The sequence below is a fragment of the Streptosporangium sp. NPDC050148 genome (assembly GCF_055586505.1).
This window is the reverse complement of the sequence record NZ_JBVJIA010000018.1, coordinates 1-21,563: the sequence shown is the minus strand read 5'-3', so window position 1 is coordinate 21,563 and position 21,563 is coordinate 1. Positions and strand designations below refer to the sequence as shown.

The window sequence follows — 21,563 nt, the reverse complement described above, 5'->3', positions numbered from 1 at the left end:
AGCGCCGATGAGCGGATCGCGCGACACCGGGAATCGACCGGCGATCGACGGGAGCACCCGGACACGGACGGCGCGATCCGCCGGTCGTCGCGTGCGGCCGGGTCCGGTGGCCGCCCGGCCCTCCTCCCGTCCGGGCGGTCCGTGACCGGGAGGGGCGAGGAGGCCCCACCGGCCCGGACGGCCTGGGAGAACACGGCCGCACTTCCCCCGTGATCGGCGCGTCGCCGCATCGCCCCGGGGTGCCGACGAACCCACCGTCCGGTCGTCGTCCGGTCGTCGTCCGGTCGTCGTCCGGTCGTCGTCCGGCCGTCGTGCGGCGAAGACCTCACCCGGATCCGGCCCTGTCCGCGCGGGTGTTTCGACGGCCGATGAAACGGCTGATTCAGGACGACGGCGCATGAACGCCCGCCTCCGGCCTAGGTGGCACGTTCCATATGCCTTTCGGACGACCCATTATTATTTATCGGTCGGTCCGTCATTCCCGCTCGACGATGCCGCCTCCGATTCGGCGCTGGTCAGACGGCTCGCGGTGATGGGGTGGGCGGTTTGATGCCCTCTCTGTTAATGGCCGACTTCTGTCGTGTGAATGACTTTTGTCTGCTTAACTCCGTCACTCTCAGTGAGAATGCGGTCGTAATGGACAAATATCGGGGCGGGTGTCCGAGGGACCACTCGACGACGTACTATCGCTCATGTCGTTCATATCCGTCTAAAGTCGATCTCTAGCCGTAGCTATATCGAAGTGCAGCAACTGGGGCTTTGAGTGGGTGCCGTCCTGCCCACTTTCGGGGGGCAGGGTTGTGCGGATGAGCAATTTCGGTGTGCGGAAAAGTCGTCACGACGCCATAGCGATCATCGGGGTCTCCTGCCGGTTCCCCCGGGCCACCGGCACGGCGGAGTTCTGGGCGCTGCTCAGGGACGGTGTGGACGCGATCACCGACGCACCCGCGGACCGTTCCGCGGACGTCGACCGGCGCGGGGGGTTCGTCGACGGGATCGACCACTTCGACCCCGGCTTCTTCGGCATCTCCCCCAGGGAGGCCGCGGCCATGGACCCGCGGCAGCGGCTCATGCTGGAGCTCGGCTGGGAGGCCCTGGAGGACGCCCGGATCGTCCCGTCGAGCCTGCGCGGGAGCCGCACGGGAGTCTTCGCGGGCGCGATCTGGGACGACTACGCCGCCCTGACGGCCCGCCACGGCGCCGAGGCCGTCACCTCCCACGCGATGACGGGCCTGAACCGCGGCGTCATCGCCAACCGGCTCTCCTACACCTTCGGCCTGCGCGGGCCGAGCCTGACCGTCGACACGGCCCAGTCCTCCTCCCTGGTGGCCGTACACCTGGCCTGCGAGAGCCTGCGCGGCGGGGAGTCCACCCTCGCGCTCGCCGGCGGCGTCAACCTGATGATCGCCCCGGACAGCACGATCGTCTCCGCGGCGTTCGGCGGACTGTCCCCCGACGGCCGGTGCGCCACCTTCGACGCCCGCGCGAACGGGTACGTGCGCGGAGAGGGGGGCGCCGTCGTCGTGCTCAAACCCCTGTCCGCGGCCCTGGCCGACGGCGACCGGATCCACTGCGTTATCCGCGGCACCGCGACCGGCAACGACGGCGCCGGCCCCACCCTGACGACCCCGGAGGCGACGGCGCAGGAGGACGTCATCCGGCGCGCCCTCGACCAGGCGGGCGTACGGCCCGACGAGGTGCAGTACGTCGAGCTGCACGGCAGCGGCACCGCCGTCGGTGACCCGGTCGAGGCGCGGGCGCTCGGCGCCGCGTTCGAGGGCGCGCCGCTGCGGGTCGGCTCGGTGAAGACCAACATCGGGCACCTCGAGGGCGCGGGCGGGATCGCCGGGCTGGTCAAGGCCGTACTCTGCGTCGCCCGCAGGGAACTGGTGCCGAGCCTGCACTTCGAGACGCCCAACCCCCGGATCCCGATGGACGCGCTGCGCCTGCGCGTCCAGACCGAGACCGGTCCCTGGCCCGACGCGGACCGCCCGCTCGTCGCCGGGGTGAGCTCCTTCGGCATGGGCGGGACCAACTGCCACGTCCTGCTCTCCGAACCCCCGGCCCCGCGGCCCCTTCCCGAGCCGCCCGCCCGTCGCCCCGGCACCCCGGTGGTCTGGCCCGTCTCCGCCAGGAGCGAGGCGGCGTTGCGCGCGCAGGCGGAACGGCTGCTGGCCCGGCTGGAGGGCGACCCGGACCTCGGCCTCACGGAGCCCGCGGAGCTCGCGGAGCTCGCGGAGCTCGCGGATCTCGGCCACTCGCTCGCCACGACCAGGACCGCCTTCGAACACCGCGCCGCCGTCGTGGCGGCCGACCGCGCCGGACTGCTGCGCGGCCTGACCGGGCTGGCGCGCGCGGAACCCGCCCCCGGCCTCGTACGGGGCACCGGGAGGGCCGGTGGCGGACGGATCGCGTTCGTCTTCCCGGGACAGGGCTCCCAGTGGACCGGCATGGCGGCCCGGCTCCTGGAGACCGCCCCGGCCTTCCGCGAGCGGATGGCCGCGTGCTCGCGCGCCTTCGACCCGTACCTGGGCCTCTCCCTCATCGACCTGCTGGGCGGCGGCGAGCCCCTGGAGGGGGACGAGGTCGTACAGCCCGCGCTGTTCGCGCAGATGGTGTCGCTGGCCGCCCTGTGGCGTTCCCACGGGGTCGAGCCCGCCGCGGTCGTCGGCCACAGCCAGGGCGAGATCGCCGCCGCGTACGTGGCGGGCGCGCTGTCGCTGGACGACGCCGCACGGGTGGTCGCCCTGCGCAGCCGGGCGATGTCGGCCGTCTCCGGGCGCGGCGGCATGCTGTCGGTGGCGCTCCCCGCCGACCGGACCCGGGAACGACTGGCCCGCTGGGGCGAACGGCTCGTGATCGCCGCGGTGAACGGGCCCTCCTCGGTCGTGGTCTCCGGTGACCTCGACGCGCTGGGCGAGATGCAGGCCGCCTGCGAGGCCGAGGGCGTCAGGGTGCGGCGCGTCGCGGTGGACTACGCCTCCCACTGCGCCCACGTCGACGCCGTACGGGACCCGCTCCTCGACGCGCTGGCCGGCCTGCGGCCGGCAGGATCGGGGACGGCGTTCTACTCGACCGTCACCGCGGCCCCGCTGGACACCCGCGAGCTGGACGCCGATTACTGGTACCGGAACCTGCGCGGCCAGGTCCGCTTCGAGGAGACGGTACGCGCGCTGGCCGCCGACGGTCACGACCTCTTCCTGGAGATCAGCCCGCACCCGCTGCTCACGGGGGGCGTCAGGGACACCCTCGGCGCCGGTGATCCCGGCCGTGACCCGGGCCGTGACCCAGGCCGTGACGCCATCGGTGACGCCGTCGCCCTCGGCACGCTCCGCCGCGACGAGGGCGGGATGGACCGGTTCCTGACGTCGCTGGCCGAGGCCCAGGTCGCCGGGGCGGCCGTGGACTGGGACGCCGTCTTCCCGGGCGCGCGGCCCGTGGACCTGCCGGGGTACGCGTTCCAACGGCGGCGCCACTGGCTGGACGGCGTGGCCGGCCCGCTCCCGGTGCCCGCTGCGGCCGGGCCCGCCGTTCCCGCGGCCTCGGAGCCCGAGCACGGAGGCGATGTCCGGGCAGTCCGGGACGCCGAGGGTGCCGAGGGTGTCGAGGGTGCCGAGGGTGTGGTGCGCGCGCAGGTGGCCGCGGTCATGGGGCACTACTCCGCCGACGCGGTGGAGATGGACCGGACCTTCAAGGACCTCGGCTTCGACTCGCCCATGTCCGTCGAGCTGTGCGACCGGCTCACCGCCGCCATCGGCCTTCGGCTGCCGAGCACCGCCGTGTACGACCACCCGACCCCCTCGGCCCTGGCCGCGCACCTGCGTACCGGCCCGGCCGCGTCCCCGGCCATGGCATCGGCAGCGGTCGTGACGTCGCCCGGTGAGCCGATCGCGATCGTGGGGATGGCGTGTCGTTTTCCGGGTGGGGTGTCGTCTGCGGAGGAGTTGTGGGAGGTGGTGGCCGGGGGCCGGGATGTGGTGGGTGGTGTTCCGGCGGATCGTGGGTGGGGGGTGTCGGGGGGTTGGTCGGGTGGGTTCTTGGTGGGTGCGGGGGAGTTCGATGCGGGGTTCTTCGGGATCTCTCCGCGTGAGGCGTTGGCGATGGATCCGCAGCAGCGGGTGGTGTTGGAGGCGTCGTGGGAGGCGTTCGAGCGGGCGGGGATCGATCCGTCGTCGTTGCGCGGCAGCGACACCGGCGTCTTCATCGGCGCGATGCCCACCGACTACGGGCCGCGCCTTCACGAGACCGTGGGGGAGACGGCGGGATACGGCCTGACCGGGACGACGTCGAGTGTGGTGTCGGGTCGGGTGGCGTACACGCTGGGATTGGAGGGTCCTGCGGTGACGGTGGACACGGCGTGTTCGTCGTCGTTGGTGGCGGTGCATCAGGCGGTGCAGGCGTTGCGGGCGGGGGAGTGTTCGCTGGCGTTGGCCGGTGGGGTGACGGTGATGGCCAATCCGGGGATGTTCGTGGAGTTCTCCCGTCAGGGTGGGCTGGCCGCCGATGGGCGGTGCAAGTCGTTCGCGGCGTCGGCTGACGGCACCACGTGGGCCGAGGGTGTGGGCGTGCTGGTGGTCGAGCGGTTGTCGGAGGCGGTGCGCAACGGTCATCGGGTGCTGGCGGTGGTGCGGGGCAGCGCGGTGAACCAGGACGGCGCGTCGAACGGGTTGACCGCTCCGAACGGTCTCGCGCAGGAGCGGGTGGTGCGGTCGGCACTGGCCGCCGCGGGGCTGGAGCCGTCGGAGGTGGACGCGGTCGAGGCCCACGGCACGGGGACGAGGCTGGGCGACCCCGTCGAGGCCAGGGCGTTGCTCGCCACCTATGGGCGGGAGCGGGATCGGCCGTTGTGGCTGGGGTCGTTGAAGTCCAACATCGGGCACGCGCAGGCGGCTGCCGGTGTGGCGGGTGTGATCAAGATGGTGATGGCGATGCGGCACGGGGTGTTGCCGCAGACCCTGCACGTGGACGAGCCGTCGCCGCACGTGGACTGGTCGTCGGGTGCGGTGGAGTTGCTGACCCGGGCCAGGGAGTGGCCCGATGAGGGCCGGCCGCGTCGGGCCGGGGTGTCGTCGTTCGGGATCAGCGGCACGAATGCGCATGTGATCGTGGAGCAGGGGCCTGCCGAGTCGGTGGTGACCGACGATGCGGTGGGTCCGGTGCCGGTGCAGCAGGCGGCGAAGACCGGCGTGCCGGTTCCGTGGATCCTCTCCGGGAAGAACGAGCAGGCGCTGCGCGACCAGGCGGCACGGCTGCGCGAGCACCTGGACCGGTACCCGTCGCACACCCCGGCCGAGGTGGGACGTGCCCTGGCCACGACGCGGGCGCCCCTGACCCGCCGCGCGGCGGTGGTCGCCTCGGCACCGGAGGACTTCCGGCGGGCGCTGGAGGCGCTCGCCGCGGGAGACGAGACCCCCGGCGTGCTCCGGGGCGCGGCGCCGGGCAGGCTCGCCTTCCTGTTCGCCGGACAGGGCGGCCAGCGGCACGCGATGGGACGCGAACTCCACGCGACGTACCCGGTGTTCGCCCGGGCGCTGGAGGAGGTCTGGGCCGAGCTGGACGCGCACCTGGACCGGCCGCTGGCGCGCGTCGTGTTCGGTGACGAGCCGAACACCGCGCTCGACCGGACCGCGTTCACCCAGACCGCGCTGTTCGCCCTCGAGGTCGCGTCGTTCCGGCTGCTGGAGCACTGGGGCCTGCGGCCGGACCTGCTGGCCGGCCACTCCGTCGGGGAGCTGGCCGCGGCCCACGTGGCCGGGGTGCTGTCGCTGCGCGACGCGTGCGCGCTGGTGGCGGCGCGGGGCCGCCTCATGGACGCGCTGCCGGAAGGCGGGGCGATGGTCGCCGTCGAGGCGTCGGAGGAGGAACTGCTCCCCCTGCTGGCCGGGCGGGAGCACGAGATGGGCCTCGCCGCGGTCAACGGGCCGTCCGCCGTCGTCGTCTCCGGTGACGAGGCTCCCGTACGGGAGGTCGGGGCGTACTTCCAGGCACGCGGACGCAGGACCCGCGAGCTGCGGGTGAGCCACGCGTTCCACTCGCCGCGCATGGACGGGATGCTCCGCGACTTCGAGGAGGTGGCCGCGGGACTGACCCACTCCGCTCCGCGCGTCCCGATCGTGTCCACCGTGACCGGGCGGATCGCCGACCTCTCCGCCGCCTACTGGGTGCGCCAGGTGCGCGAACCGGTGCGCTACCTGGCCGCCGTACGGACACTGCACGCCGAAGGGGTCCGCACGTTCCTGGAGCTCGGGCCGGACGCGGTGCTGTCCGCGATGGGAGCCGAGTGCGTCGACGGCGCGGCGTTCGTGCCGGTGCTGCGCAGGGACAGGCCCGAGGCGCTGACGGCGACCACCGCGCTGGCGACGGCCGCGGTGCGCGGCGCCGGTGCGGACTGGGCCGCGTTCTTCGACGGTGCGCGCCCCGCCCCGCTGCCGACCTACCCGTTCCAGCGGCGGCACTACTGGCTGGAGTCGCCACCGGCGGGGTCGTCGGGGCCGTCCGGGCATCCCGTGCTGGGACCCGGCGTGGAGTCGGCCTCCACCGGGGAGACGGTGTTCGCGGCGCGGCTGTCGCGCGCCTCGTATCCGTGGCTCGCCGACCACGCGATCGCCGGGACGGTGACGCTGCCCGGGACCGCGCTGCTCGAACTGGCCTGGCACGCGGGCGCGCGGACCGGATGCCCCCGCGTGGAGGAACTCACCCTGGAACGGCCGGTGACGCCGCCCGAGCACGGCCACATCGAGCTGCAGCTCTCGGTCGCCGCCCGTGACGCCGAGGGCCGCAGGGCCCTGACCGTCTACGGCCGCCTTCCGGACGGCGACTGGATCCGGCACGGTGGCGGCGTCCTCACCCCCGCAGCCCCCGTAGCCCTCGCACCCCCCGCCGTCCCCCCGGCCGCCGCGCCCGTCGTGCCCGGTTGGCCGTCCCCGGACGATCCCGCCTCGACCGGCATCGCGATCGACGGCCTGTACGAAGGGCTGGCCGCCCGGGGGTACGCCTACGGCCCCGCCTTCCGCGGGCTGCGCGCCGCCTTCCAGCGGGGCGAGGAGGTGTACGCCGAGGTGAGCGTCCCGGCCGACCTGACGCGCGGCGGGTTCGGGCTGCACCCCGCCCTGCTCGACGCCGCACTGCACCCCTGGGCCGGTCGCGCGGAGGCCGGAGACGGCCCTCCGGTCGTGCCGTTCACGTTCGGCGGGGCGTCGCTCACCACGACCGGCGCGCAGACCCTCCGGGTACGGTTGGCACCGGCGCGCAAGGAGAGCGGCGACGGCGAGGACGACACGGTCACGCTGACCGCCGTCGACGAGGCCGGTGACGTCGTCCTGTCGATCGAGGAACTGGTCCTGCGCCCGTCCGCGGAAGCCCCCGCCGCACCCGCGGACGCGATGTTCCGGCTGGAGTGGCCCGCCCTGCCGCTTCCCGGGCCGGCGGCCGGGCCGTTCGCCGAGCCGGTCGTCATACCGGGGGACGACCCGGACCTGACCACGCTGGGAACGCCGGTGCCCGAGCTGGTCGCCGTCGAGTGTCCCGGCGGGGGCGACGTCCACGCCGTCACCCGCCGCGTACTGGAGCTGGTACGCGGCTGGCTCGCCGACGACCGGTTCGCCTCCTCGCGGCTGGCGGTGCTGACCCGTGGCGCGGTGGCGGCGGAGCCCGGGGAGGACGTCACCGACCTGGCCCAGGCCGCCGTGTGGGGCCTGGTGCGCTCGGCCCAGTCCGAACAGCCCGGCCGCCTGGTGCTGCTGGACATCGGCGACACCGACGGAGACACCGACGGCGAGTCCGCCGCGCTCGTCCCCGCCGCGCTGGCCACGGGCGAACCCCAGCTCGCCCTGCGCGCCGGCACCCTCCGCGTACCCCGTCTGGCGAGGGCCGTCACCGAACGGGCGGGCACGCTGGTGTCGCCCCGCACCTGTGGCGCGGGCGAGCCTGAGACGCCCTGGAGGCTGGCGGTCGTCAGGCGCGGAACCCTGGAGGGGCTGTCGCCGGAGCCCTGTCCCGAGGCTGCCGCGCCCCTCTCGGGCGGTCAGGTGCGGGTCGCGGTCCGCGCGGCCGGGGTGAACTTCCGTGACGTGCTCGGCGCGCTGGGCCACTACCCGGGCGATCCCGGCCCGCCGGGACTGGAGGCCGCGGGCGTGATCACCGAGGTGGGACCGGGGGTCACCGGCCTCGCGCCGGGCGACAGGGTGATGGGCGTGTTCTCCGGAGCCTTCGGCCCGGTCGCCGTGACCGACCACCGGGTCGTCGCACCGATTCCCGCCGGATGGACGGACGCCCAGGCCGCCTCGGCGCCCATCGCCTACCTGACCGCCTACCACGCGCTGGTCGAGCTGGCGGGTCTGCGGCGCGGCGAGTCCGTACTCGTCCACTCCGCGGCGGGCGGGGTCGGCATGGCCGCGGTCCGGCTCGCCCGGCACCTCGGCGCCGAGGTGTACGGCACGGCCTCCCCCCGCAAGCACGGCGCCCTCGACGCCCTCGGAGCGCTCGGCCTGCCGCGCGGGCGCGTCGCCTCCTCGCGTACCGCCGAGTTCGAGGACCGGTTCCGCGCGGCCACGGCGGGACACGGGGTGGACGTCGTCCTCAACTCCCTCGCCGGGGAGCTCACCGACGCCTCGCTGCGGCTGCTCGCACCGGGGGGACGTTTCGTGGAGCTCGGCAAGACCGACCGGCGTGACCCGGCCGGTGTCCGCTACCACGCCTTCGACCTGCTCGACCTCGGACCCGAGCGGATCGGCCGCATGCTGTCGGAGATCATGCCGCTGCTGTCGGACGGGACGCTGGCACCGTTGCCGGTCACCTCCTGGGACGTGCGCCGGGCACCCGAGGCGTTCAGGTTCGTCAGCAGGGCCGGGCACGTCGGCAAGGTCGTGCTCACCGTGCCACGGCGACCCGACCCGGAGGGGACCGTGCTGATCACCGGCGGCACCGGGGCGCTCGGCACGGCCCTCGCCCGGCACCTGGTCACCGCCCACGGGATCCGCCACCTCGTCCTGGCCTCCCGGCGCGGTCCCTCCGATCCCGGCGCCGCACGGCTGCGGCACGAGCTCGCCGAGCTGGGCGCGACGGTCACGCACGCCGCCTGCGACGTCGCCGACCGCCGGGCCGTCACGGAACTCCTGAACGCCGTACCCCCCGCGCACCCGCTGACCGCCGTCGTGCACGCGGCCGGGATCCTCGACGACGCGGTGATCTCCGAGCTGACACCGGAACGGCTGGACGCTGTGCTGCGCGCCAAGGCCGGCTCCGCGCTCCTCCTGCACGAGCTCACCCGCGGGTACGACCTGTCGGCGTTCGTCCTGTTCTCCTCCGTCATGGCCACCCTGGGCGGCGCGGGCCAGGGCAACTACGCCGCGGCCAACGCGGTGCTCGACGCGCTCGCCCGGCACCGGCGCGTCCACGGGCTCGCGGCCACGTCCATCGCGTGGGGACCGTGGGAGGAGCCCGGGGGCATGGCCGGGCGGCTCTCGGCCGCCGACCGGGCACGCATGACACGATCCGGGCTGCGGCCGATGTCCGCGCCGGACGCGCTCGCCCTGTTCGACCTGGCGATGGACGGGACCGAGACGACGGCCGTACCGGCGCGGCTGGACCTCGGCGCGCTGCGCGCGGGCGGGGACGTGTCCCCGGTGCTGGGAGGGCTCCTGCCCGCAGCCCCCGCGACCGGACCCGCTCCCGGACAGGACAGGACGCTGCGCGAACGGCTCGAAGGGACGGCCCCCGAAGAGCAGGAGAAGATCCTGGCCGACCTGGTCCGCACGCACGCCGCGGCCGTGCTCGGTCACGGCGCGACCGACTCGATCGACGACGGGGCGAGCTTCAAGGACCTCGGATTCGACTCGCTCACCTCGATCGAGCTGCGCAACCGGCTGAACACCGCCACCGGCCTGCGGCTCCCCGCCGCACTGCTGTTCCACCACCCGAACCCCTCGGCCCTGGTCCGACACCTGCGCGACCGGCTGAGCCCACCGGACCCGGCCCCCGCGCGATCACTTCCGGAGCCGCCCGCGGCCCCGGCCTCGGACGTCGCGGAACTGCTGCGGGAGGCCTCCGTCGACGACCTCCTCAGCTTCATCGACAAGGAGCTCACCCATGGCGAATGACGAGCAGCTCGTCGAATACCTCCGCCGGGTCACCATCGAGCTGAAGGAGACGCGGCAGCGCCTGCACGACATGGAGGCACGTTCGCGTGAGCCGATCGCGATCGTGGGGATGGCGTGTCGTTTTCCGGGTGGGGTGTGGTCTCCGGAGGAGTTGTGGGAGGTGGTGGCCGGGGGCCGGGATGTGGTGGGTGGTGTTCCGGTGGATCGGGGGTGGGGGGTGTCGGGGGGTTGGTCGGGTGGGTTCTTGGTGGGTGCGGGGGAGTTCGATGCGGGGTTCTTCGGGATCTCTCCGCGTGAGGCGTTGGCGATGGATCCGCAGCAGCGGGTGGTGTTGGAGACCTCGTGGGAGGCGTTCGAGCGGGCGGGGATCGATCCGTCGTCGTTGCGCGGCAGCGACACCGGCGTCTTCATCGGCGCCATCGCCCAGGACTACGCCGCCCCGCTGCACTCCCCGCCGGAGGGCTTCGAAGGCCACCTGCTGACCGGGACGACGTCGAGTGTGGTGTCGGGTCGGGTGGCGTACACGCTGGGGTTGGAGGGTCCGGCGGTGACGGTGGACACGGCGTGTTCGTCGTCGTTGGTGGCGGTGCATCAGGCGGTGCAGGCGTTGCGGGCGGGGGAGTGTTCGCTGGCGTTGGCCGGTGGGGTGACGGTGATGGCCAATCCGGGGATGTTCGTGGAGTTCTCCCGTCAGGGTGGGCTGGCCGCCGATGGGCGGTGCAAGTCGTTCGCTGCGTCGGCGGACGGGACGACGTGGGCCGAGGGTGTGGGCGTGCTGGTGGTCGAGCGGTTGTCGGACGCGGTGCGTAACGGTCATCGGGTGCTGGCGGTGGTGCGGGGCAGCGCGGTGAACCAGGACGGCGCGTCGAACGGGTTGACCGCTCCGAACGGTCCGGCGCAGGAGCGGGTGGTGCGGTCGGCACTGGCCGCCGCGGGGCTGAGGCCGGGTGACGTGGACGCGGTCGAGGCCCACGGCACCGGAACCACCCTCGGTGACCCCATCGAAGCGGACGCCCTGCTCGCCACCTATGGGCAGGAGCGGGAGCGGCCGTTGTGGCTGGGGTCGTTGAAGTCCAACATCGGGCACGCGCAGGCTGCTGCCGGTGTGGCGGGTGTGATCAAGATGGTGATGGCGATGCGGCACGGGGTGTTGCCGCAGACCCTGCACGTGGACGAGCCGTCGCCGCACGTGGACTGGTCGTCGGGTGCGGTGCAGTTGCTGACCCGGGCCCGTGAGTGGCCCGATGAGGGCCGGCCGCGTCGGGCCGGGGTGTCGTCGTTCGGGATCAGCGGCACGAATGCGCATGTGATCGTGGAGCAGGGTCCGGTTGAGCCGGTGGTGAGTACCGGTGGTGATGGCTCTGGTTCGGTGCCGTTGGTGGTGTCGGGTCGGTCGGTGGAGGCGTTGGCCGATCAGGTGGCGTTGGTGGGTGGGCGTTCGTGGCCTGCGGGGGTTGTGGCGGGTGTGGGTCGGGTGTTGGTGTCGGGTCGGGCGCGGTTCGATCATCGTGCGGTGGTGGTGGGGGATCGTCAGGTGCGGGGGCGGGTGCTGGCGGGTGCGAGCGCCGGGGTGGTGTTCGTCTTTCCCGGTCAGGGTGCGCAGTGGGCGGGGATGGGTGCGCGGCTGCTGGATGCTTCGCCGGTGTTCGCACAGAGCATCGCCGAGTGTGCTGGGGCGTTGGAGCCGTATGTCGATTTCTCCTTGGAGGGGGTGTTGCGGGGGGAGGTGTCGTTGGAGCGGGTGGAGGTGGTGCAGCCGGCGTTGTGGGCGGTGATGGTGGGCCTGGCGCAGGTGTGGGAGTCGTATGGGGTGCGGCCTGCGGCGGTGGTGGGGCATTCGCAAGGGGAGATCGCGGCGGCCTGTGTGGCCGGGGCACTCTCGCTGGAGGACGGTGCGCGGGTGGTGGCGTTGCGCAGTCGTGCGTTGGGGGTGCTGGCCGGCCAGGGCGGCATGGTGTCGCTGGGGGTGTCCGCGCAGCGGGCCGAGGTGTTGATCGGGGGGTGGGGGGAGCGGTTGTCGATCGCCGCGCACAACGGCCCCGAGGTGACGGTCGTGTCGGGGGAGCCGGAGGCGTTGCAGGAGTTGCTGGCTCGCTGTGATGGCGAGGGGATCAGGGCGCGGCGGATCGCGGTGGATTACGCCTCGCATTCTCCTCAGGTGGAGCGGCTCAGATCACGTCTGGTTCAGGAGTTGGCGGGGATCGCTCCGCGCTCGGCTGAGGTGCCGTTCGTATCGACGTTGCATGGGCGGGTGTTCGATACCGCTGGGTTGGATGCTGCGTATTGGGTGGACAACCTGCGTCATGCGGTGCGGTTCGAGCAGGCCGTGTCGTTGCTGGCGGGCCGGGGGCATCGGGTCTTTGCGGAGATGAGTGCGCATCCGGTGTTGACGATCGGGATCGAGCAGAGTCTTCAGGCGGCCGGGGTCGAGGGGGTCGCGGTGGGCACGCTGCGCCGTGACGAGGGCGGCATGGAACGGGTCCTGTTGTCGCTGGGCGAGGCGCACGTGCACGGTGTCGAGGTCGACTGGAGCCCGGCCTTCGGCGACGCGCCGCCGTATCTGGACGTGCCGACCTACCCCTTCCAACGCCAACGCTACTGGCTGACCTCCACCGCCTCCCCGGCGGGCAGGGCCGGAACCCCCACCGTGGACGAGTGCCGCTACCGCGTCGAATGGCGGGCCGGTTCCGTCCCGGACGCGGTGGAACTCTCCGGGCGCTGGCTGATCGCCGTACCGCCGGGCCACGAGGACGGGCCGCTCGCGAACCTCTGCGCGGAGACCCTCCGCCTGCACGGCGCGACCCCCGTCGTCGTCCCGGTGCGGGCGGACGGATCCGCCGCGTCCCTCGCCGAGTACGCCGACGCCTCCGGAACGCTGTCCCTGCTCGCCCTCGACGAGACGGCGGCCCTGGAGCCGACCACCCGGCTGATGCGGGCGCTCGCCGAGGCGCGGATCGAGGCACCGCTCTGGCTGGTGACGTGCGGAGCGGTCGCGACCGAAGAGGCCGATCCCCCCGCGAACCCCCGGCAGGCGGCGGTCTGGGGACTCGGCCGGGTGCTGGCACTGGAACGGCCCGCCCGCCGGGGCGGCCTGATCGACCTGCCCGAGCGGACGACGCGGGACACGGCGACGCGCCTGGCCGGGCTGCTCGCGGCCGCCGACGACGAGGACCAGGTGGCCGTCCGCGACCAGGGCGTCCTGGTACGCCGTCTGGTGAGGGCTCCACTGGACGGTGCCCGTCCGGTCCGGACGTGGACGCCCCGAGGAACGGTACTGGTCACCGGCACGGGAACGGCCGCCGTCCAGATCACCCGCGCCCTCGCCGAGGCGGGGGCCGACCGCGTCCTGCTGGCCGGTCGTCGCGGACCGGAGACCCCCGGCGCGGACGACCTGCGGGCCGTGCTCGGTGACGCGGTCACCTTCGCCGCCTGCGACATCACGGACCGGGACGCCGTCACCGCCCTGCTCGCGTCGATCCCCGCCGACCACCCCCTCACGGCCGTCGTGCACACCGACGCGGCCGAGGACGACGAGCCTTCGGCCGAGCCGACCCCCGAACGGATCGCCGACGCCGCCCGGATCCACCTGGAGGGTGCCACGATCCTCGGCGAGCTCACCGGTGACCTGGACGCCTTCGTCCTGTTCTCCTCCCTCGCGGGAACCCTGGGCACGCCGGGACAGGCCGGCACGGCGGCCGGTCACGCCTACCTCGAAGCGCTCGCGCGGCGGCGGCGCGCCGACGGGCTGCCCGCCACCGTGGTGCACTGGGGCGACTGGACGCGCGACGAGGTACACCGCTCCCACGGGCTGCGGGAACTCCCGGCGGACCTGGCGTTCCAGGCCCTGCGGCAGGCGGTCGACCACGACGAGACCGCCGTCGTCGTCGCCGACATCGACTGGCGCCGCTTCCATCTGGCGTTCACCGCGTCCCGCCCCAGGCCCCTCCTGTCCGCCGTGCCCGAGGTGCGCCGGATCGCCGAGGAGAACACCGGCGACACCGGGTCCTCCTTCGCGTCCCGCCTCGCGGCCATGGACGAGGCGGACCGCGAACGCGCGGTGCTGGATCTGGTACGGACCCAGGCCGCCACGGTGCTGCGTCACGACGACCCGGCCGCGGTCCGGACGGGGCTGCCGTTCAAGGACCTCGGGTTCGACTCGTTGCTGGGCGTGGACCTGCGCAACCGCCTGAGCACCGCGACCGGCGTGCGACTGCCCGTGACGCTGGTCTTCGACCACCCGACGCTGGAGGCCCTCGCCCGGCACCTGGTGGAGAGACTGACCGGCACCGTGCGTCACCGGCCCTCGGCTCCGGCCGTCGTCACCGACGAGCCGATCGCGATCGTGGGGATGGCGTGCCGGTTCCCCGGCGGCGTGCGTTCCCCGGAGGACCTGTGGGAGCTGGTGGCGGAGGGCCGGGACGCGATCGGCGACCTCCCCACCGATCGCGGCTGGGACCTGGAGGGGTTGTACGACCCCGATCCCGACCGTCCCGGCAAGAGCTACGTGCGCGGAGGCGGGTTCCTGCACGACGCGCTGGAGTTCGACGCCGCCTTCTTCGGGATCTCGCCGCACGAGGCGCTGGCGATGGACCCGCAGCAGCGGTTGCTGCTGGAGACCTCCTGGGAGGCGTTCGAACGTGCGGGCATCGACCCCTTCTCGGCGCGCGGCAGCGACACCGGCGTCTTCGTCGGCCTCAGCTACCAGGACTACCTGACGCGGTTGCACGAGCAGCCCGAGGGCTTCGACGGTCACCTGCTCACCGGTACCACCGCCAGCGTCGCCTCCGGACGGGTGTCCTACCTGCTCGGACTGGAGGGACCGGCGCTCACCGTGGACACGGCCTGCTCGTCGTCGCTCGTGTCGCTGCACCTGGCCGCCCAGGCGCTGCGCCGGGGGGAGTGCTCGCTCGCCCTGGCCGGTGGCATCGCCGTGATGTCCAGCCCGGACATGTTCCGTTTCTTCAGCCGCCAGCGTGGCCTGGCCCCCGACGGCCGGTGCAAGCCGTTCTCCGCCGCGGCCGACGGGTTCGGCGCCGCCGAGGGCGTCGGCATGCTGCTGGTCGAACGGCTGTCGGACGCGGTGCGTAACGGTCATCGGGTGCTGGCGGTGGTGCGGGGCAGCGCGGTGAACCAGGACGGCGCGTCGAACGGGTTGACCGCTCCGAACGGTCCGGCGCAGGAGCGGGTGGTGCGCTCGGCACTGGCCGGTGCGGGTCTGGAGCCGTCGGACGTGGACGCGGTGGAGGCGCACGGCACCGGGACGACGCTGGGTGACCCGATCGAGGCGCAGGCGTTGTCGGCGACCTACGGCCGGGAGAGGGACCGACCCCTCTGGCTGGGCTCGATCAAGTCGAACATCGGTCACACCCAGGCGGCCGCGGGTGTGGCGGGTGTGATCAAGATGGTGATGGCGATGCGGCACGGGGTACTGCCGCGCACCCTCCACGCCGACGAGCCGTCACCGCACGTGGACTGGTCGTCCGGTGCCCTGGAGCTGCTGACCGAGGCACGGCCGTGGCCGGAGAAGAGCGAGCCGCGCCGCGCGGCGGTGTCGTCGTTCGGCATGAGCGGCACGAATGCGCATGTGATCGTGGAGCAGGGGCCTGCCGAGCCGGTGGTGAGTACCGGTGGCGTGGTGGGTTCGGTGCCGTTGGTGGTGTCGGGTCGGTCGGTGGAGGCGTTGGCCGATCAGGTGGCGTTGGTGGGTGGGCGTTCGTGGCCTGCGGGGGTTGTGGCGGGTGTGGGTCGGGTGTTGGTGTCGGGTCGGGCGCGGTTCGATCATCGTGCGGTGGTGGTGGGGGATCGTCAGGTGCGGGGGCGGGTGCTGGCGGGTGCGGACGCCGGGGTGGTGTTCGTCTTTCCCGGTCAGGGTGCGCAGTGGGCAGGGATGGGTGCGCAACTGCTGCAGTCCTCGCCGGTGTTCGCACAGAGCATCGCCGAGTGTGCTCGGGCGTTGAAGCCGTATGTCGACTTCTCCCTCGAAGAAGTGTTGCGGGGGGAGGTGTCGTTGGAGCGGGTGGAGGTGGTGCAGCCGGCGTTGTGGGCGGTGATGGTGGGCCTGGCGCAGGTGTGGGAGTCGTATGGGGTGCGGCCTGCGGCGGTGGTGGGGCATTCGCAAGGGGAGATCGCGGCGGCCTGTGTGGCCGGGGCACTCTCGCTGGAGGACGGTGCGCGGGTGGTGGCGTTGCGCAGCCGCGCGCTGGGGGCGCTGGCCGGCCAGGGCGGCATGGTGTCGCTGGGGGTGTCCGCCCAACGCGCCGAGGTGTTGATCGGCGCCTGGGGGGAGCGGTTGTCGATCGCCGCGCACAACGGCCCCGAGGTGACGGTCGTGTCGGGGGAGCCGGAGGCGTTGCAGGAGTTGCTGGCTCGCTGTGATGGCGAGGGGATCAGGGCGCGGCGGCTGCCGGTGGACTACGCCTCACACTCCCCCCAGGTGGAACGGGTACGCGAGGAGATCATCGAGTCGTTGTCGTCGATCACCCCGCTGGTTCCGGAGATCCCGTTCCTGTCCACGGTGACCGGTGACCGGGTCGAGGGCCGGGAGCTGGACGCGCGGTACTGGTATCACAACCTGCGCCGGCCGGTACGCCTGGCCGAGGCCACCGCCGCGCTGGTCGAGCACGGGTACCGGGTCTTCGCCGAGATGAGCCCGCACCCGGTGCTGACGATCGGCATCGAGCAGACCCTCGAGGCGGCCGGGGCCGAGGGCGTCGCGGTGGGCACGCTGCGCCGTGACGAGGGCGGCATGGAACGGGTCCTGTTGTCGCTGGGCGAGGCGCACGTGCACGGCGTCGAGGTCGACTGGAGTCCGGCCTTCGGCGACGCGCCGCCGTACCTGGACGTGCCGACCTACCCCTTCCAACGCCAACGCTACTGGCTCGACGCCCCGCCCCCCGCCTCCGACGCCCGCGGTCTGGGCCTGGTGCCCGAGACCCACCCCTTCCTCGGCGCGGTGCTGGACGGCGCCGACGGCGACACGCTGGTGTGGACCGGCACGGTGTCGCTGGAGAGCCACCCCTGGCTGGCCGGTCATGCCGTACGGGACACCGTCCTCATGCCCGGCGCGGCATTCGCCGAGCTGGCCCTGCACGCCTGTGACCGGACCGGACACGGCCAGGTGGAGGAGCTCACCCTGGAGTCCCCGCTCGTCCTGCCCGAACACGGTGGCGTACGCCTCCAGGTCGTCGCCGGTGCCGACGACGGGTCGGGCAGGCGGCCGGTGCACGTTCACTCGCGGCGCGAGGACTCCGACTCCTGGATCCGACACGCCGCCGGGCTCCTCGGCCCGGCCCCGGACGATCCGGTGACCGGCCGGGAGCAGTGGCCCCCGCCGGGGGCCGAGCCGATGGAGGTCGGCGACCGCTACGACCGGCTGGCCGAGCAGGGGTACGACTACGGGCCCGCGTTCCAGGGCCTGCGCGCCGCCTGGCGTCGCGGCGACGAGATCTACGCCGAGGTGACCCTGCCGCCGGGCAACGAGGACGACGCCGCCCGGTTCGGCATCCACCCGGCGCTGCTGGACGCCACGCTGCACGCCCGCGAGATGCGGGCGGGCGAGGGACACGTCCTGCTGCCGTTCGCCTGGAACGGCATCCGGCTGCACGGGCGCACCGCGTCCACCCTCCGGGTACGGCTGACGCCCACCGGCGCGGACGCCTTCCGCCTGGAGGCGGCCGACGAGGACGGGCGGCCGGTCGTCGAGGTGTCCTCCCTCACGGTCCGCTCCGTCCCGGAACGTCGGCTCACCGGACGCTCCGCCTCCTCGCTGTTCACGGTGACGTGGAAGCCCGCACCGGGCGACCGGCCGATCCCGGTGACCGCGATCCACCCGGACCTCACCTCCGTCACCGAGCCCGTACCGGAGACGGTGCTCGTCGAGGCCCCGCCGCGCGACGCGACCCGATGGGCGCTGGAGACGGTACGGACCTGGCTGGCCGACGAGCGCTTCGCCTCCGCCCGGCTCGTGGTGCTGACGCGCGGCGCGGTCGTCACGGGCACGCCCGGCGAGACGACCGACCTGGAGCACGCGCCCGTGTGGGGGCTGCTGCGTTCGGCCCAGTCCGAGCACCCCGACCGGTTCGTCCTGGTGGACCTTGCCGGTGAGGACCCGCCCGCCCTGCTTCCGGACGAGCCGCAGCTGGCGATCCGCGACGGGAAGGCGCTCGTCCCCCGGCTGGTCAGGGCCGAGCAGCCCGTCCCCGACGGTCCGCTGGACCTCGACGGCACCGTACTGATCACCGGGGGGACCGGGACCCTCGGCGGGCGGATCGCCCGCCACCTCGTCGACCGGCACGACGCCCGCCGTCTGCTCCTCGTCAGCCGTCGCGGTCCCGACGCCCCCGGCGCGGCTGACCTCGTCGCGGAGCTGTGCGCGCTGGGCGCCGACGTCACCGTGGCCGCCTGCGACATCTCCGACCGCGCCGCGCTCGCCACCCTCCTGGAGCGGGTCACGGACCTGAAGGCGGTCGTGCACACCGCCGCCGTCCTCGACGACGCCCTGGTCGACGCTCTCGACGCCGGACGCCTGGACGCGGTCATGCGGCCGAAGGCCCACGCCGCCCTGAACCTGCACGAGCTCACCCGCGGGCACGACCTGTCGGCGTTCGTCCTGTTCTCCTCGCTGTCCGGCACCCTGGGGGCACCCGGCCAGGCGAGCTACGCCGCCGCCAACGCCTACGTCGACGCCCTCGCCCGGCACCGCCACGACCTCGGGCTGCCGGCCACGTCGCTGGCCTGGGGGGCATGGGCGCAGCGCAGCGCCCTCACCGGCGACCTCCGGGAGAGCGAGGTCACCTGGTGGGCCGAGAACGGCGTCACCGCGATGCCGACGCCGGAGGCCCTGGAACTGTTCGACGCCGCCCTCGCCACGGGCACACCGGTGATCGTCCCCGTGCGGCTGGACACCTCGGCGCGCCGCCGACCGGCCGGAGCGACGGTCACGCCGCTGCTGCGCGACCTCGTGCGCGCTCCCGTACGGCATGCCGCCCCTACGGCCCCCGCGATCGACGACCTCACCGAACGCGAACTCCTCGACCTGGTACGCGCGCAGGTGGCCGACGTCCTGGGCCACTCCGGCACGGACGGGATCAGGACCGACACCACGTTCAAGTCCCTCGGATTCGACTCGCTGCTCGCGGTACGGATGCGCAACCGGCTGAACCAGGTGACCGGGCTGAGGCTTCCGGCCACCGTGGTGTTCGACCATCCGACCCCCGAGGCGCTGGCCACGTACCTGCGGAAGGGCAAGCCCGAACGCCCCCGCCCGGCCCGTCCGGCTCCGGCCGGTGAGCCCGTCGCGATCGTGGGGATGGCGTGCCGCTTCCCCGGTGGGGTCCGCTCCCCGGAGGACCTGTGGGACCTCGTCCTCGCGGGACGGGACGCGATCGGGGACTTCCCCGCCGACCGCGGCTGGCCCGCCGTCTACCATCCCGACCCCGACCACCGGGGCACCAGCTACGCTCGCTCCGGCGGCTTCCTTCACGACGCCGGTGACTTCGACGCGGAGTTCTTCGGGATCTCTCCGCGTGAGGCGCTGGCGATGGACCCGCAGCAGCGGTTGCTGCTGGAGACCTCCTGGGAGGCGATCGAACGGGCCGGCATCGACCCGTCCTCGCTGCGCGGCAGCGACACCGGCGTCTTCGCGGGCGTGATGTACCACGACTACGTCACCGACCCCCGCGGTCTTCCGCCGGAGCTCGAAGGTCATCTCCTGTCCGGGAACGTCGGCAGCATCGCCACCGGGCGGGTCGCCTACACCTTCGGCCTGGAAGGACCGGCGATCACGGTCGACACGGCCTGCTCCACCTCGCTCGTCGCCCTGCACCTCGCCTCCACCGCGCTGCGCCAGGGAGAGTGCTCGCTGGCCCTGGTCGGCGGGGTCACCGTGATGCCCACGCCGACCCCGTTCATCGAGTTCAGCCGCCAGCGTGGCCTGGCCCCCGACGGCCGGTGCAAGCCGTTCTCCGCCACGGCCGACGGCACGGGCTGGTCGGAGGGCGCGGGCGTGCTCGTGGTGGAGCGGTTGTCGGACGCGTTGCGTAACGGTCATCGGGTGCTGGCGGTGGTGCGGGGCAGCGCGGTGAACCAGGACGGTGCGTCGAACGGGTTGACCGCTCCGAACGGCCTGGCGCAGGAGCGGGTGGTGCGGTCGGCACTGGCGGGTGCGGGTCTGGAGCCGTCGGACGTGGACGCGGTGGAGGCCCACGGTACGGGGACGACGCTGGGTGACCCGATCGAGGCGCAGGCGTTGTCGGCGGCGTACGGCCAGGGGCGGGATCGGCCGTTGTGGCTGGGGTCGGTGAAGTCGAACATCGGTCATACCCAGGCGGCTGCCGGTGTGGCGGGTGTGATCAAGATGGTGATGGCGATGCGGCACGGGGTGTTGCCGCAGACCCTGCATGTGGATGAGCCGTCGCCGCACGTGGACTGGTCGGCGGGTCCCCTGGAACTGCTGACCGAGGCGCGGAACTGGCCCGACGAGGGTCGGCCCAGGCGGGCGGGGGTCTCCTCCTTCGGCGCCAGCGGCACGAATGCGCATGTGATCGTGGAGCAGGGGCCGGTTGAGCCGGTGGTGAGTACCGGTGGTGATGGCTCTGGTTCGGTGCCGTTGGTGGTGTCGGGTCGGTCGGTGGAGGCGTTGGCCGATCAGGTGGCGTTGGTGGGTGGGCGTTCGTGGCCTGCGGGGGTTGTGGCGGGTGTGGGTCGGGTGTTGGTGTCGGGTCGGGCGCGGTTCGATCATCGTGCGGTGGTGGTGGGGGATCGTCAGGTGCGGGGGCGGGTGCTGGCGGGTGCGAGCGCCGGGGTGGTGTTCGTTTTTCCCGGTCAGGGTGCGCAGTGGGCGGGGATGGGTGCGCGGCTGCTGGATGCTTCGCCGGTGTTCGCACAGAGCATCGCCGAGTGTGCTGGGGCGTTGGAGCCGTATGTCGATTTCTCCTTGGAGGGGGTGTTGCGGGGGGAGGTGTCGTTGGAGCGGGTGGAGGTGGTGCAGCCGGCGTTGTGGGCGGTGATGGTGGGCCTGGCGCAGGTGTGGGAGTCGTATGGGGTGCGGCCTGCGGCGGTGGTGGGGCATTCGCAAGGGGAGATCGCGGCGGCGTGTGTGGCCGGGGCACTCTCGTTGGAGGACGGTGCGCGGGTGGTGGCGTTGCGCAGTCGTGCGTTGGGGGTGCTGGCCGGCCAGGGCGGCATGGTGTCGCTGGGAGTGTCCGCGCAACGCGCCGGGGCGTTGATCGGCACCTGGGGGGAGCGGTTGTCGATCGCCGCGCACAACGGCCCCGAGGTGACCGTCGTGTCAGGAGAGCCCGAGGCGCTGCAGGAACTCCTGGTCCGCTGTGATGGCGAGGGGATCAGGGCGCGGCGGATCGCGGTGGATTATGCCTCGCATTCTCCTCAGGTGGAGCGGCTCAGATCACGTCTGGTTCAGGAGTTGGCGGGGATCGCTCCGCGCTCGGCTGAGGTGCCGTTCGTATC

Annotated in this window: 2 protein-coding genes; both read left to right on the top strand. The window is 73.3% G+C overall.

Annotation, left to right across the window (positions count from 1 at the left end; translation table 11 throughout):
- The first annotated feature begins 806 nt into the window (after positions 1-806).
- Complete coding sequence (locus tag ACZ6RT_RS20945) at positions 807-10,097, top strand: type I polyketide synthase (protein ID WP_470155465.1); 9,291 nt, start codon at positions 807-809, stop codon at positions 10,095-10,097.
- The coding region (locus ACZ6RT_RS20940; protein ID WP_470155463.1) for an SDR family NAD(P)-dependent oxidoreductase at positions 10,087-21,563 on the top strand (11,477 nt) is incomplete at its 3' end. The genes ACZ6RT_RS20945 and ACZ6RT_RS20940, both read left to right, overlap by 11 nt.